Source organism: Paenarthrobacter sp. TA1.8 (assembly GCF_048595705.1).
Classification (GTDB): Bacteria; Actinomycetota; Actinomycetes; order Actinomycetales; family Micrococcaceae; genus Arthrobacter; species Arthrobacter nitroguajacolicus.
Window position 1 is genome coordinate 781584 of the sequence record NZ_CP184287.1, and the last position, 13742, is coordinate 795325.

The window sequence follows — 13742 nt, forward strand, 5'->3', positions numbered from 1 at the left end:
CTAAACCCCCACCGTCTTCAGATAGTTGCGGATTCCGCCCACCACCATCTGGTGGTCCTCGTCAGACGACAAGCCGGACACCGTGATCGCGCCGATCACGCCGGCGCCGCGGACCCGGATGGGGAACGAACCGCCGTCGAGCGTGTAGTCCTCCGGGGCCAGCCACCCGCCGCCAAGGGGGTTACGTTCGGCAAACTGCTCACCCAACAGCGCCGTGCTGTGCTCGAACCGCAGCACGGCTGCCGACTTGCGGCGGATCCACTCTTCCTGGTCGGCGGTGGAACCGGGCAGGACGCAGCGGAAGAGGACAACGTTGTGCCGCCGGATATCTATAGCCACGCCGAACTCCGATGCAATGGCGTGGTTGGCGATCAGCGAGCCGAGCCGCCAGGCATCGTGGTTGTCGAAGCTTGCGAAGACCAGTTCTTCTTCCTGCTGACGGAGTTCGGCAAGGCGCGGTGAATCACTCATTCTTGGGTTCCTTCCAGGACAGCGTCAGATTCGTAGCGAAGGCCGATTTGCTTCCGAATCTCATCCATAGCCGCCATGATGGCCACGGTCTCGGCCGGCGGCAGGATGATCCCCGCAGTTTCGCCGGCGCGGATCAGGCGTTCGAGTTCTGCTGCCTGGTACTGCATGCCCCGGCTGTTCACGGGCTGGTCGTAGCGCTCCACAACAGTGCCATCCACGGCGTGAACCGTGAACGGAACCGGGTTGTACCAGGTGTGATCGATGTCGATCCACCCGTCGGTCCCGATGACCATGGCACGGTTGGCGCTGGCGGCGTCGAGCTCGCAATCCACAATTGCTTGGGCACCGCTGGCGTATTCGAAGATTGCCGCCGTTTGGCGGTCCACGCCGGTAGCCGACATGGAGGCGCTGGCCTTGATCGACGCAGGCGTGCCTAAAATGTCGAAAGCAAAGGAGATAGGGTAAATGCCCAAGTCGAGCAGCGCTCCGCCACCGAGTGCGGGATCGTTGAGCCGGTGGGCAGGATCCTTGGGAAGGCTCTGGTTATGTGTGGCCACCACCTTCCGGACATCGCCAATAGCGCCGGCGGCAATAACGTCCCGGAGACGGATCATGTGCGGCAGGAACCGCGTCCACATGGCCTCCAAGGCCACAAGCCCCTTGGACTCTGCCAGGTCAACGATGTCCTGTGCCTCGCGGGCGTTCATGGTGAACGCTTTCTCCACCAGCACGTGCTTGCCCGCGTTCAACGCCAGCAGCGCGTTGGCGTGATGGAAGGGGTGGGGCGTGGCGATGTAGACCACGTCAACCAAAGGGTCGGCCACCAAATCCTCATAGCTGCCATGCGCCGTGGCAACGCCGTACTGTTCTGCGAACGCCTTGCTCGATTCCAAGGAGCGCGAGCCGACGGCCTGCACTGCGAAGCCGTTCTCCTTTAGGTCCTGCGTTTGGAGCCCGGCGATAAATCCTGTGCCGAGGATTCCCCAGCGGATCGTTCCGTCGGAGGTGCCATTGCTTAGCGTCACGTGCTTAGTCCTTTGTTGGATCTTGAAACCAGTCACCGCGCGGGTACGCCACAAACGCCAAGAGCCCGGAGTCCGGCGACCAGCTGTTGACGTTGAGGGTACCTTGGCCGCCGAAAAGTGGCCATGCATGCAGGGGAGTGGTCCAGTCCTCGGTCGAAACACGCGTGCGGCAGCGCCGCCGTCGGACGCTATGGTCATTGTTCAGGTCGGGCGGATCACGCCGGCCCTTTCCTAGTCCTTGCTGCTGAAGGCGGCGTCGAAGGAGGTTTGCGACGCGGGGAAGTCGAATTTCTTCAGCGCGGCGAGGGCTTCGGGGGCGCCGTGGAGGCGGTCCATGCCGGCGTCTTCCCACTCGACGCTGATGGGTCCGTTGTAGCCGATGGCGGTGAGGGCGCGGAAGGACGATTCCCAGGGCACGTCGCCGCGTCCGGCGGAGACGAAGTCCCAGCCGCGGCGCGGGTCGCCCCAGGGCAGGTGGGAGCCCATGACCGTGTTCCGGCCGGTGGGGCGCAGCTTGGTGTCCTTGCAGTCCACGTGATAGATCCGGTCCTTGAAGTCCCAGATGAAGGACACGGGGTCGATGCCCTGCCACATGAAGTGGGAGGGGTCCCAGTTCAAGCCGAACGCTTCCCGGTGACCGATCGCTTCGAGGGTCCGGACGGTGGTCCAGTAGTCGTAGGCGATTTCGGAGGGGTGGACTTCGTGGGCGAAACGGACGCCTTGTTCGTCGAAGACGTCCAGGATGGGGTTCCAGCGGTCAGCGAAGTCCTGGTAGCCGGCGTCGATGACCTTTTCCGGGACGGGCGGGAACATGGCGACGTACTGCCAGATGGAGGAGCCGGTGAACCCGACGACGGTATCCACGCCCAGGGCGCGGGCGAGGCGGGCGGTGTGCTTCATTTCCTCGGCTGCGCGCTGGCGGACGCCTTCTGGTTCCCCATCGCCCCAAACCCGGGAGCCGACGATGGCTTCGTGGCGGAAGTCGATGGGGTCATCGCACACGGCCTGGCCCTTGAGGTGGTTGGAGATGGCCCAGACCTTCAGGTTGTACTTCTCCAGGATGGCGAGTTTGGATTCGACGTAGCCGGGCTCGTCCCAGCGCCAGGCGTCCAGGTGGTCCCCGGACACGGCGATTTCCAGGCCGTCATAGCCCCAACCGGAGGCGAGGCGCGCGACTTCCTCAAAGGGGAGGTCGGCCCACTGGCCGGTGAACAGGGTGTACGGGCGGGGCATGTCAGGCTCCTTCAGTAACGGATGCGTTGAGCTGGATGAGTGAACCCTTGGCTGCCGCGGATTCTTCCACGGCCGCCAGGATGTGCTGGACGTTCAGGCCCTCTTCGAACGACGGCGACGGCGCCTCACCGGCCGCGATTGCGGTCAGGAAGTCCCGGATCTGGTGGGTGAAAGTGTGCTCCCAGCCAATGATGTGACCCTGCGGCCACCACGCTCCGAGGTACGGGTGCTCGGGTTCGTTGACCAGGATCCTCCGGAATCCCTGTTCACGAACTGGCACTGTATTGTCCATGAAATTGAGTTCGTTGAGGTTCTCCAGGTCGAACGTCAGCGAACCGAGCGAACCGTAGATCTCGAGCCTGAGGGAGTTCTTCTGGCCCGTAGCCACGCGGGAGGCTTCCACCGAGGCGATGGCTCCGGAGGCGAGCGTGAGGTTAACCCAAGCGGCGTCGTCGACCGTGACATCTTCCAGTCCTTCAGCGCCGGGGCGCTGGTCAACAAAGGTCTGAAGACGGCCGGAAACCTCGGTAACGGAATCGTTCAGGAGGTACAGGATCTGGTCGATGGCGTGCGAAGCGATGTCGCCCAGTGCGCCGGAGCCGGCCGTCTCCTTACGGAGGCGCCAGGTCATGGGGGATTCGGCGTCGGTCAACCAGTCCTGCAAGTACGCAGCGCGGATGTGCCGTACGGTGCCGAGGCGGCCTTCAGCGATGAGTTCACGTGCCAGTGCCAATGCGGGGACCCGGCGGTAGTTGAAGCCGATCATCGACTGCACGCCGCGGCTCCGGGCTGAAGCGGCAGCGGCGACCATGGACTCAGCCTCGCCGAGAGTGTTGGCGAGCGGCTTCTCCACCAGGACGTGCTTGCCCGCTTCCAGGGCGGCAGTCGCGATTTCGGCGTGCATCCAGCCAGGTGCGCAGATGTCCACGATGTGAATGTCGTCCCGTTCGATGACGGAACGCCAGTCCGTGGCGGACTCGGCCCAGCCGTACTTGGCAGCAGCTTCGGCCACCTGGGTGGCGTCCCGGCCGACGAGCACTTTCTGCTCGAAGGCCGGAACGTCGAAGAAGCTGGCTACGTTCCGCCACGCGTTTGAGTGTGCCTTGCCCATGAAGGCGTAGCCGATGACCGCAACGCCCAGCGGGGAGGGGGTAGGGATAGTCATGATGTTCGTCGCCCGTTCTTAAAGGGTTGCTGTTTCGGGTGCCCAGTCTTCGGGGAGGGCAGCGGAGACGGGGGCGTTGCTGGTGACGTCCACGAAGGTGCCGGACTCGACGGATTCGGTGATGGAGACCATGGTGTCCAGGACGTGGTAGGCGAGTTCACCGGTGGCTCGGTGCGGGGCGCCGGTTCGGATGGCGCGGGCCATGTCCAAGGCTCCCATGGCGCGGCCGTTCGCGGGTCCGGTGGCGGAGATGATTTCGGGTTCGTCGGCACCGGGCCGCCACAGCTTCAGGTCGCCGTCGAAGTAGTTCGGGTCCGGGAGGGACAGGGTGGCTTCGGACCCGGTGATCTCCACGAATCCCATGCGCTGGCGCGGGGATTCGAAGCTGAAGACGCTGTGGGAGGACTGGCCGCCTTCGAACTGTGCCATCGCGGAGACGTGGGTGGGGACCTCGACGGCGAATTCCTCACCGGCCTTGGGTCCGGAACCGATGATGCGGGTGGCCTTCGCGGAGGAGCCGACGGCGGCCACCTTACGGACCGAGCCGAAAGTCTGGATCAAAGCGGTGAGGTAGTAGGGGCCCATGTCGAACAGCGGACCGGCTCCGTGCTGGAACAGGAACGCCGGGTTGGGGTGCCAGGATTCGGGGCCGGGGGTTTGGAAGGTGGTCATGCCGGTCAGTGGGGTGCCGATGTCGCCGCGTTCGATGATCCGGCGGGCGGTCTGCAGGCCCGCTCCGAGGAAAGTGTCCGGGGCCGTGCCAAGGCGGATACCCGCGGCGTCGGCTGCCTTGAGCAGGCCGAGCCCGGATTCGCGGTCCAGGGAGAAAGGCTTCTCGGTCCAGACGTGCTTCCCGGCGTTGACTGCCGCGGTGGCGACTTCGACGTGCGCTGCCGGGATGGTGAGGTTGATGATGAGTTCGACGTCGGGATGGTTCAGTGCCAGCTCCGGGGCACCGAACTCCGGGATCCCGTATTCCTTGGCCCGAGCTTCCGCGGTTTCAACGAAGAGGTCCGCGACGACCAGGACCTTCAGGTCGGGAAAGACCGTGAGGTTGTCCAGGTATTGCTTGCTGATGTTGCCGGCACCGATGACGGCGACGCCCACGGGGCCTTTGCGGGTGGATGGGGTGAAGCTCATGCCTGCACTCCTTCTGCGCTTGCTGCGTTGGCGCTGGCCGCGGCGGTCAGGTAAGCCAGGCTCTGGGTGATGCCTTCGAAGATGTCACCGGAGTAGTCGTCGAATTCAACCACGCCAACTTCCAAGGACTTGGCTGCGGCGATGACGTCCAGGACCGGGATGGTGCCTTGGCCGGCGGGCTGTTGTGCTTTGGTGTCAGTGTTGCCTGGTCCGTCCTTGATGTGGATGAGTTTCACACGGTCACCGAGGCGGGCCAGAAGTTCCACGGGGTCCTGGCCGCCGGCGGCAACCCAATAGGTGTCTACTTCCAAGACCAGTTCCGGGTCCAGCAAACCCTCGAGGTATTCCAGTGCGGTCTTGCCTTCGATGGTGGACTCCAGCTCCCAGGCATGGTTGTGGTACCCCACACGGATGCCGTATTCGGCGCCCTTCTTCGCGGCTGCGTTGAGCTTGGCGGCCGTGGCCTGGATGTCCTCGGCGGTCTGCCAGTGCTCCGCGGGAAGGAAGGGATCGATCACCGTGGTGATGCCCAGTTCCTTGGCCGCGGCGAAGATCTCGTCCTGGTCCTGGGACAACAACGGGGCATGCCCGGACGGAGCGGTCAGGCCGTTCTCCTTCAACGCCGCACCCAGTTCCTTGGCCGTGGCCACGAAGTTGTACGGCTCCACCTGCGTAAAGCCGATCTCTGCAACCTTCCTTATGGTGCCCGGCAGGTCCTCCTGAAGAGCGTCCCGCAAGGTATACAGCTGGATCGAATAAGACATTGGATTCCTTTTCTGGGGAGGGGCTTCTGGACTCATTTCAGCCTAGAGGGACTTTTGCCGAGCGTCTAGCAAAAGTCGGGATTTTTCAGATTAACTTCCGCTGGATGACATGCATAAGCAATCATGCTTCACTAAATGGATGACAACAGCTGCCGGAACTGACGCCGGATACACCTCCGCGCCAGAGGTCGGCAATCTTTCACGCGCCGGGAACCTCTTCCAACTTCTCCGCGACGGAAAGGCCCGCACCCGTGCTGAGCTCGCCGAAACCACCGGGTTGGCCCGGTCAACGGTGGCCTCACGCATTGACGCGCTCATCAACTCGGGGCTCGTCGGGCCCGCCGGTGAAGCGACCTCCACCGGCGGCAGGCCGCCGTCGCGCTTTGCTTTCAATCCGGCAGCGCGGGTGGTCCTTGCCGTCGACGTCGGAGCTACCCACGTGATTGTTGCCGTCACCGACCTCGGCGGCAACGTCTTGGCGGAGCGACGATTGCGGCAGGAAGTCGCCGATGGTCCGGACGTCGTCCTGGGCCGCGTAGTAACTGCGGGCCGTGAACTCCTGGCCGAGGCGGGCCGCGGACTTGGCGACCTGGCCGGCATGGGTATCGGGCTACCCGGCCCCGTTGAACACGATTCGGGTCGCCCGGTGAAGCCGCCCATCATGCCTGGCTGGGACGGATTCGACGTCGTCACGTACGTTCAGCGCTCCCTGCCGGTTCCCGTTCTGGTTGATAACGACGTCAACATCATGGCCCTCGGCGAACGCACGGCGTATTGGCCGGACCACGAGAACTTCCTGTTCGTCAAAGTAGCCACTGGCATCGGCGCCGGCATCATCAGCAGCGGCCAATTGCAGCGCGGCGCCAATGGCACCGCCGGCGATCTCGGCCACGTCCGTGTCCCGCGCGGCGACGACGTCCTCTGCCGTTGCGGCAATCACGGGTGCCTCGAGGCGCTTGCTTCAGGTCCCGCCGTCGCGCGCCAGCTACAGTCACAGGGGCTGGAAGCTACCAACGGCGCGGACGTCCTGCGGCTTGTTGGTGAGGGCAACCTGCAGGCAATTCAGGCACTTCGGCAGGCCGGGCGTGACGTCGGCGATGTGCTGGCCACCGTGGTCAACCTGCTCAACCCGTCCATCATTATCATCGGCGGCAGCGTAGGGGAGGCCGGCGAGCATCTGGTGGCCGGAATCCGCGAAGTGGTCTACCGGCGCTCCCTGCCCCTGGCCACCACGCACCTGCGCATCGGCATTTCCATGGCCGGGCAGCGCGCCGCGATCCTGGGCGCCAGCCACATGGTCACCCAGCACGTCCTGTCTCCATCAGTGATTGAGGCCACGCTCCAAGCTGCGGGATGAGCGTTTCCGGATGCCGGTTGCCGGGTAGCGCCGTGATAGCAATGAAACTGATGTCTAATTTCCTTGCTTCTTCGTGCGTCCAATGAGCCAATTCCTCGCCAAAGTTCCCCGTGGCTGGCTGATCCTTGCCTGCATCGGGCTGATCGCCCTCAACATGCGGGGCCCTTTCGTGGCCGTGGCGCCCGTGGTGGATTCCCTTCAGCAGGACCTCGGTTTTTCACCGGTTGAGCTTGGACTGCTGACCGGCATCCCCGTGCTCTGTTTCTCCCTGGCTTCGCCCCTGGCCTCATTGGCGGGCCGCCGTCTTGGGGCAGAAGTCGCCGTGATGCTCACGCTTCTTGGTGTGCTGGCCGGCGTAGTGGTCCGTTCCAGCGGCGGTGGCGTTTCGGTGATGGTGGGCACCGTCATCATTGGTGTGGCCATCACTATCGGCAACATCGCAGTGCCGCTCATCATCCGGCGCGACTTCGCGCCCCGGCGCCAGGCAACGGCCATGGGCGTCTACACCGCTGCGCTGAACGTCGGCTCGTTCCTCACTTCCGTGGCTACGGCGCCCCTTGCAGAGCTGGTGGGGTGGCGGCTTGCCTTGGCTGCGAGTGCGTTGTTGGCCTTGGCGGCCATCCTGTTCTGGGTGCCCACTGTTGGTGCTCGAAAGGCCTTTGTTCCGACGGCGGTTCCTGCTCCTCCTGCTTCCTTGTCCGGTCGTGTTGCGGGTGTTCGGTGGCTGACGGTCGGTCTCACACTTGGCTTCGCCGGCCAGGCGTTCTCGTACTACGGAGTTACCGCCTGGCTGCCGAGCTTCCTGTCCGATGAACTCGCCATGGGCACCGCCGACGCCGGTGCAGGCTCATCGCTCTTCCAGATCTTCGCCATTGTGGGCGGCCTGGGCGTACCGCTTCTGGCCCGTTTCGCCAGTACGACGGCGGTCGCGGTCACCTTGAGCGCGCTGTGGCTTACCGTTCCCGTGGGTCTGCTGCTGGCGCCTTCGTGGTGGTGGATGTGGTCCTCGCTGGGCGGTGTTGCACAGGGTGGAGGCATCACAGTGATCTTCATTGCCATCATCAAGTTCGCACAATCGCAGGCCGCCGCCGGAAAGATGTCCGCCGTGGTGCAAGGCGTTGGCTACTGCTTCGCTGCGTTGGCTCCCACTGCCATCGGGTTCGTGCACAGTGTTACCGGGGGGTGGACGGTGCCGCTGTTTGTGATCCTTGGCTCGGTGCTCGCGTTCTGCGTGTGCACCACGTTGTCCGTGCGCTGGGTGGCCCGGCAGCGCTAGCTGGGCTTGAGCCGGCCCGGCCCTGCCCGTGGTCAACCCTGCCCGCGATCCAGCACTGGCCCCGATCCGGCCCTGCCCGTTTCGGGGGTTCCCTGCTGAACGTGCCGTGCGCACGGCATGCTGCGCAGCAAGGCAGCGAAGCGGAGTGACGCGCACAGGTAAGCCCCGTTGCTGGGCTGCCTCCCCGACGGTCGGGGTCACTTGTTGCGAAAAGTGCAGGCAGCCCAGCGTCGGGGCTTGATGGTGTCGCTACCCAGTAGATCTAGGCGGCGACGAGTTCCTCTTCCGTAGCCTCTTCACGGGCCTCGGTGAGGAAACGGGCGTACGCAGGGATGGTCAGGAAGGTGGGGAATTCCTCGGCCAGGGTGACTTCTTCGAAAATGGCGCGGGCGTCAGCGAAGCGGTCTCCATCGAAGCGTTCCAGGCGGGCGTATTCCTCGTCCAGCATATCTTCCACCCATTCGCGGGTGATGATGTCGCCGTTGTCGGTGATGGCGTGGGAGTGGATCCACTGCCAGAGCTGGGACCGGGAGATCTCGGCAGTGGCGGCGTCTTCCATGAGGTTGTGGATGGCCACAGCTCCGTTGCCGCGCAGCCAGGACTCGATGTAGCGGATGCCCACCTCGATGTTCAGGCGAACGCCGCCCTCGGTAATGGTGCCCTCGGTGCTGGCGATGTCGATCAGTGCCCGGTCATCGGGGGTTACGTCCTCGCGGGAGCGGTCCACCTGGTTGGGGCGGTCGCCGAGAACTGAGTCAAAGACTTCCCGGCAAACAGGCACCAGGTCTGGGTGGGCCACCCAGGAGCCGTCGAAACCATCGTTGGCTTCACGGGTCTTGTCCGCCCGGACCTTCTCGAACGAAGCCTGGTTTGCTGCTTCGTCCTTGCGGTTGGGAACAGCGGCAGCCATGCCACCGATCGCCATGGCACCGCGACGGTGGCAAGCCCGGACCAACTGCTCCGTGTAAGCACGCATGAACGGCTGGGTCATGGTCACCTGGCCGCGGTCCGGGAGCACGAAACGCGGTCCGCGGGTACGGAAGTTCTTGATCAGCGAGAAGATGTAGTCCCAACGCCCGGCGTTCAAACCCGAGGCGTGGTCGCGCAGTTCGTACAGGATCTCCTCCATCTCGAACGCGGCCGTGATGGTTTCAATCAGCACCGTGGCGCGGATGGTGCCCTGCGGGATGCCGAGCAGATCCTGGGCCAGGACGAAGATGTCGTTCCACAGGCGGGCTTCGAGGTGGTTCTCGATCTTCGGCAGGTAGAAGTATGGTCCCTTGCCCTGGGCGAGCAGGCGGCGGGCGTTGTGGAAGAAGAACAAACCAAAGTCCACGATGCCGCCGGCGATCGGCTTGCCGTCGATCAGCATGTGCTTCTCCGGCAGGTGCCAGCCACGGGGACGGACCACGATGGTGGGCAGGTCCTCGGCAGCTTTGAGCTTGTATTCCTTGCCCTCGGGGGAGGTGAAATCGATCCGGCGCTCCAAAGCATCGGTCAGGTTCAGCTGGCCTTGGATGACGTTGCGCCACGTCGGCGTGGAGGAGTCCTCCATGTCAGCGAGCCAGACCTTCGCACCCGAGTTCAGGGCGTTGATGGTCATCTTCTTATCCACCGGGCCCGTGATCTCCACGCGGCGATCCTCCAAACCAGGTGCCGGGGGAGCCACTCGCCACGTCGGATCATTGCGGATGCCCTCAGTTTCCGGGCGGAACCGCGGGTCCTGGCCGGCGGCGATCTGCCCACGGCGGGCGTGCCGTGCCTGCATCAGCTCCTGACGACGATCAGCAGTAGCCTTGTGCAACTTGCCGATGAACTCCAAGGCGTCCGGAGTCAAAACCTCGTTCTGCCGGCAGATGGGCTGTGCGGTGATGGTGATGCCATTAATAGTGAAGTTGTCAGTGAAGCTGTTCATTCTAATACTCCTAAGAAAGGTTCGACGGCGGCACTCGCCTGAGGGGCGCGCAAGGTCAAGGAGCCGGCGCCGCGGGAGCCTGCGTAAAAGGGGCCCTGCGTCCCGGTCCGTCCTCGCTCAGCGAGGTCGAAACCGGGACGCGGGGAATAGCAGGCAGAGCGGTGCCGGTCCGCAGGCCGGAGGTGAGTCCCGCCGTCGGAAGTGGTTAGTGGAACTGGCCCTCTTCGGTCGATCCGACCAGTGCGAGGGTGGATGCGTTCGGGTTGAGCGCGGTTGCGATGTCGTCGAAGTAGCCGGTGCCGACTTCGCGCTGGTGCTTGGTGGCGGTGTAGCCGCGGGACTCGGAGGCGAATTCCTTTTCCTGAAGCTCGACGTAGGCACTCATGCCTTCACGGGCGTAGCCGTGGGCGAGGTCGAACATCGAGTAGTTCAGGGCGTGGAAGCCGGCCAGGGTGATGAACTGGAACGTGAAGCCCATGGCACCAAGTTCGCGCTGGAACTTGGCGATGGTGGTGTCGTCCAGGTGCTTGCGCCAGTTGAAGGACGGGGAGCAGTTGTAGGAGAGCATCTGGTCCGGGAACTCGGCCTTGACCGATTCGGCGAACTTGCGGGCCAGTTCCAGGTCCGGGGTGCCGGTCTCCATCCAGATGAGGTCGGAGTACGGCGCGTAGGCCTTGGCGCGGGCGATGCAGGGTTCGATCCCGTTGCGGACCTTGTAGAAGCCCTCCGCAGTGCGCTCGCCAGTGATGAATTCCTGGTCGCGCTCGTCAACATCGGAGGTGATCAGCGTTGCGGCTTCGGCGTCGGTGCGGGCGATGACCACGGTGGGGGTGCCGGCGACGTCGGCTGCCAGGCGGGCTGCGTTCAAGGTCCGGATGTGTTGCTGGGTGGGAATCAGGACCTTGCCGCCGAGGTGTCCGCACTTCTTTTCGGAAGCGAGCTGGTCTTCCCAGTGAACGCCCGACGCGCCTGCGGTGATCATGGACTTCATGAGTTCGTAGGCGTTGAGCGGGCCACCGAAGCCGGCCTCGGCGTCAGCGACGATCGGAACCAACCAGTCCTCAACAGTCTTGACTCCCTCGGCATATTCGATCTGGTCAGCGCGGAGCAGGGCGTTGTTGATGCGGCGGACAACCTGGGGGACCGAGTTGGCCGGGTACAGGGACTGGTCCGGGTAGGTCTGGCCGGAAAGGTTGGCGTCTGCGGCTACCTGCCAGCCGGAGAGGTAGATTGCGCGGAGGCCTGCCTTGACCTGCTGCACGGCCTGGTTGCCGGTCAGGGCACCGAGGGCGTTGGTGTAACCGCCCGTGGGAGCTTCCTCGGTGAGCTGCTTCCACAGCTTCTCCGAGCCGCGGCGGGCCAGGGTGTGCTCTTCGGAGACGCGACCGCGGAGGCGGACGACATCAGTAGCCGAGTAATCGCGGGTGACGCCTTCCCAACGCGGGTTGGCGGACCATTCAAGTTCCAGCGCTGCGGCCTGCTCGCCTGCTGTGTCCTGAGCGGACGACTCTGCTGGTTCAAATGAAGCGGTCATCTTTGATCTCCTATGTGGTGCCGGGGCCGGCCTCCGCTGCGCCTTTGCTGCATCGGCCGGCTTGCCCGGGGTCTGTATTTCTTTTTCGTAAGACCTACTTTTCTGCACTTCCAAGAGGGTTACTAGAGGAAAACTATGGAAAGAAATGCACTTCTTCGCGTATTCTCAAGAAATGTCGCCTGTGAGCTGGAATCGCGAAGTCGCATCGCCGTCGTTGTCCGCTGCGTCCCCTGAACTGGACGTCATCAGCCTTGGCCGCCGCGTGCGCCATCTGCGCAAGCAGGCCGGGCTGACCCTTGACGACTTGAGTGCCGCCGTCGGGACCGCACCGAGCCAGCTGAGCCTTATAGAAAACGGCAAACGCGAACCCAAGTTGGGGCTCCTTCAGCAGCTCGCTGCCTCACTTAACGTGACCATCGATCAGCTGCTCGGAGCCGAGCCGCCGAGCCGCCGTGCGGCCTTGGAAATTGAGCTCGAACGGTACCAGCGGGGACCCCTGTATGAGTCCCTCAACCTGCCCAAAATCCGCATCAGCTCGCGGCTTCCGCTGGATGTACTGGAGTCGCAGGTGGGGCTGCTTCAGGAGCTCGAACGCAAACTTAACGAGCAAGTGGCGACGCCGGAAGAAGCCCGCCGCGCGAACGGCGAGTTGCGTGCCATGATGCGCGAGCGCGGCAACTATTTCCCCGAGTACGAGGCCGAGGCGCAAAAGGTCCTCAAGGGGGTGGGTTACACCACCGGTCCGCTGAGTCAGCACGTCATCGCGGACATCGCCGAGAACCTCGGTTTCACCCTGCACCACGTGGGTGATCTTCCCCATTCCACGCGGTCCGTGACCGATTTGAAGAACCGCAGAATTTATCTGACGCAGAACCAACGCCAGGATCATGACCCTCGTTCAGTGCTCCTGCAGGCGCTTGGACACTATGTCCTTGGGCATGAAACTCCCCGGAATTATGGGGATTTCCTGGCGCAGCGAGTGGCCACCAACTACTTCGCGGCCGCTTTGCTGCTTCCGGAGCAGGCAACGGTGGAGTTCCTACAAAAAGCTAAGGCCGCCAAGGAAATTGCCGTGGAAGACATCCGGGATGCCTTCGCGGTATCCTACGAAACTGCCGCACACCGCTTCACCAACCTGGCCACCAAGCACCTGGGTATCACCACGCACTTCCAGAAGACACATCAGTCCGGCATCATCTACAAGGCATACGAGAACGACGGTGTGACCTTCCCGCAAGATCACACCGGAGCGATTGAAGGGCAGCCGTCGTGCAAAGCGTGGACGTCGCGTGCGGTGTTTGACGTGCCGGACAAGTTCAGCGCTTACAGCCAATACACGGACACGCCCTCAGGCACTTACTGGTGCACGGCCCGCACTGAGCGGTCAGCTGCCGGTGAGTTCTCTTTGAGTATCGGAGTGCCGTACCAACACGTGAAGTGGTTCCGCGGCCGGGAGACCACGGCGCGTGCCACGTCCAACTGCCCGGATCCCACCTGCTGCAAGCGTCCGCCGGCGTCATTGGCGAACGAGTGGGCCGGCAACGCCTGGCCGTCCGCCCGGGCGCATTCGCACCTGCTCGCCGCCATGCCTCCCGGCGCCTTCCCCGGCGTGGACGAGACCGAGGTGTACTCGTTCCTGGCGGCGCACTCCGAACGCTGACGCTCTATCACTTCCCTCGGGCTTGAGCCTGACGCTCGCTCACGTTCCTCGGGCTTGAGCCTGACGCTCGCTCACGTTCCTCGGGCTTGAGCGTGACGCTCGCTCACGTTCCTCGGGCTTGAGCGTGACGCTCGCTCACGTTCCTCGGGCTTGAGCGTGACGCTCGCTCACGTTCCGGCAACATTTGGCGATCCCTCTCTCA

Annotated in this window: 11 protein-coding genes; 3 read left to right on the forward strand and 8 right to left on the reverse strand. The window is 63.9% G+C overall.

What is annotated here, in order from left to right:
- The 6 genes from ACNAOT_RS03915 to ACNAOT_RS03940 all read right to left on the reverse strand — a co-directional run bounded on the left by ACNAOT_RS03915 (position 1) and on the right by ACNAOT_RS03940 (position 5798).
- Positions 1-471, reverse strand: a complete 471-nt coding sequence (locus ACNAOT_RS03915; protein WP_420180103.1) for a heme-degrading domain-containing protein — start codon at positions 469-471, stop codon at positions 1-3.
- Positions 468-1496 carry a Gfo/Idh/MocA family protein gene (locus ACNAOT_RS03920; RefSeq protein ID WP_420180104.1) on the reverse strand — a complete coding sequence of 343 codons (1029 nt, stop codon included), beginning with the start codon at positions 1494-1496 and terminating at the stop codon, positions 468-470. The genes ACNAOT_RS03915 and ACNAOT_RS03920 overlap by 4 nt, the downstream gene beginning before the upstream one ends.
- A gap of 231 nt (positions 1497-1727) precedes the next feature.
- On the reverse strand, positions 1728-2729 hold the full coding sequence (locus ACNAOT_RS03925; RefSeq protein WP_420180105.1) for a sugar phosphate isomerase/epimerase family protein: 1002 nt from the start codon (positions 2727-2729) through the stop codon (positions 1728-1730).
- Between the two features lies 1 nt (position 2730).
- On the reverse strand, positions 2731-3894 hold the full coding sequence (locus ACNAOT_RS03930; protein WP_420180106.1) for a Gfo/Idh/MocA family protein: 1164 nt from the start codon (positions 3892-3894) through the stop codon (positions 2731-2733).
- 18 nt (positions 3895-3912) lie between these two features.
- A complete protein-coding gene (locus ACNAOT_RS03935) occupies positions 3913-5034 on the reverse strand; it encodes a Gfo/Idh/MocA family protein (RefSeq protein ID WP_420180107.1) in 1122 nt (373 codons plus the stop codon).
- A complete protein-coding gene (locus ACNAOT_RS03940) occupies positions 5031-5798 on the reverse strand; it encodes a sugar phosphate isomerase/epimerase family protein (RefSeq protein WP_420180108.1) in 768 nt (255 codons plus the stop codon). Before ACNAOT_RS03940 ends, ACNAOT_RS03935 begins: the two co-directional genes overlap by 4 nt.
- Before the next feature lie 139 nt (positions 5799-5937).
- Here ACNAOT_RS03940 and ACNAOT_RS03945 point away from each other — a divergent pair, with 139 nt between their 5' ends.
- Positions 5938-7155 carry an ROK family transcriptional regulator gene (locus ACNAOT_RS03945; protein WP_420180109.1) on the forward strand — a complete coding sequence of 406 codons (1218 nt, stop codon included), beginning with the start codon at positions 5938-5940 and terminating at the stop codon, positions 7153-7155.
- Between the two features lie 82 nt (positions 7156-7237).
- Entirely contained in the window at positions 7238-8431 is a 1194-nt protein-coding gene (locus tag ACNAOT_RS03950; protein ID WP_420180110.1) for a CynX/NimT family MFS transporter, read from the forward strand.
- Between the two features lie 262 nt (positions 8432-8693).
- On the opposite strand, the gene aceB is transcribed toward ACNAOT_RS03950, so the two are convergent.
- Positions 8694-10346, reverse strand: a complete 1653-nt coding sequence (aceB, locus tag ACNAOT_RS03955) for a malate synthase A (RefSeq protein ID WP_420180111.1) — start codon at positions 10344-10346, stop codon at positions 8694-8696.
- A 205-nt stretch (positions 10347-10551) separates the two neighbouring features.
- Positions 10552-11880 (reverse strand): isocitrate lyase, encoded by a 1329-nt coding sequence (aceA, locus tag ACNAOT_RS03960; protein WP_091465279.1) that lies wholly within the window; start codon positions 11878-11880, stop codon positions 10552-10554.
- Positions 11881-12025: 145 nt separating this feature from the next.
- Between aceA and ACNAOT_RS03965 the strand changes: the two genes are divergently transcribed.
- Complete coding sequence (locus ACNAOT_RS03965) at positions 12026-13540, forward strand: helix-turn-helix domain-containing protein (RefSeq protein WP_420180112.1); 1515 nt, start codon at positions 12026-12028, stop codon at positions 13538-13540.
- Positions 13541-13742: the final 202 nt, after the last annotated feature.

Excerpts from the sequence above, each read along its gene's own strand:
- aceA (WP_091465279.1), bottom strand. The coding sequence starts at position 11,880 with ATGACCGCTTCATTTGAACCAGCAGAGTCGTCCGCTCAGGACACAGCA.
- ACNAOT_RS03935 (WP_420180107.1), bottom strand. The coding sequence starts at position 5,034 with ATGAGCTTCACCCCATCCACCCGCAAAGGCCCCGTGGGCGTCGCCGTC.
- ACNAOT_RS03925 (WP_420180105.1), bottom strand. The coding sequence starts at position 2,729 with ATGCCCCGCCCGTACACCCTGTTCACCGGCCAGTGGGCCGACCTCCCC.
- ACNAOT_RS03965 (WP_420180112.1), top strand. The coding sequence starts at position 12,026 with ATGCACTTCTTCGCGTATTCTCAAGAAATGTCGCCTGTGAGCTGGAAT.
- ACNAOT_RS03940 (WP_420180108.1), bottom strand. The coding sequence starts at position 5,798 with ATGTCTTATTCGATCCAGCTGTATACCTTGCGGGACGCTCTTCAGGAG.
- ACNAOT_RS03945 (WP_420180109.1), top strand. The coding sequence starts at position 5,938 with ATGACAACAGCTGCCGGAACTGACGCCGGATACACCTCCGCGCCAGAG.
- ACNAOT_RS03950 (WP_420180110.1), top strand. The coding sequence starts at position 7,238 with ATGAGCCAATTCCTCGCCAAAGTTCCCCGTGGCTGGCTGATCCTTGCC.
- ACNAOT_RS03915 (WP_420180103.1), bottom strand. The coding sequence starts at position 471 with ATGAGTGATTCACCGCGCCTTGCCGAACTCCGTCAGCAGGAAGAAGAA.
- aceB (WP_420180111.1), bottom strand. The coding sequence starts at position 10,346 with ATGAACAGCTTCACTGACAACTTCACTATTAATGGCATCACCATCACC.
- ACNAOT_RS03930 (WP_420180106.1), bottom strand. The coding sequence starts at position 3,894 with ATGACTATCCCTACCCCCTCCCCGCTGGGCGTTGCGGTCATCGGCTAC.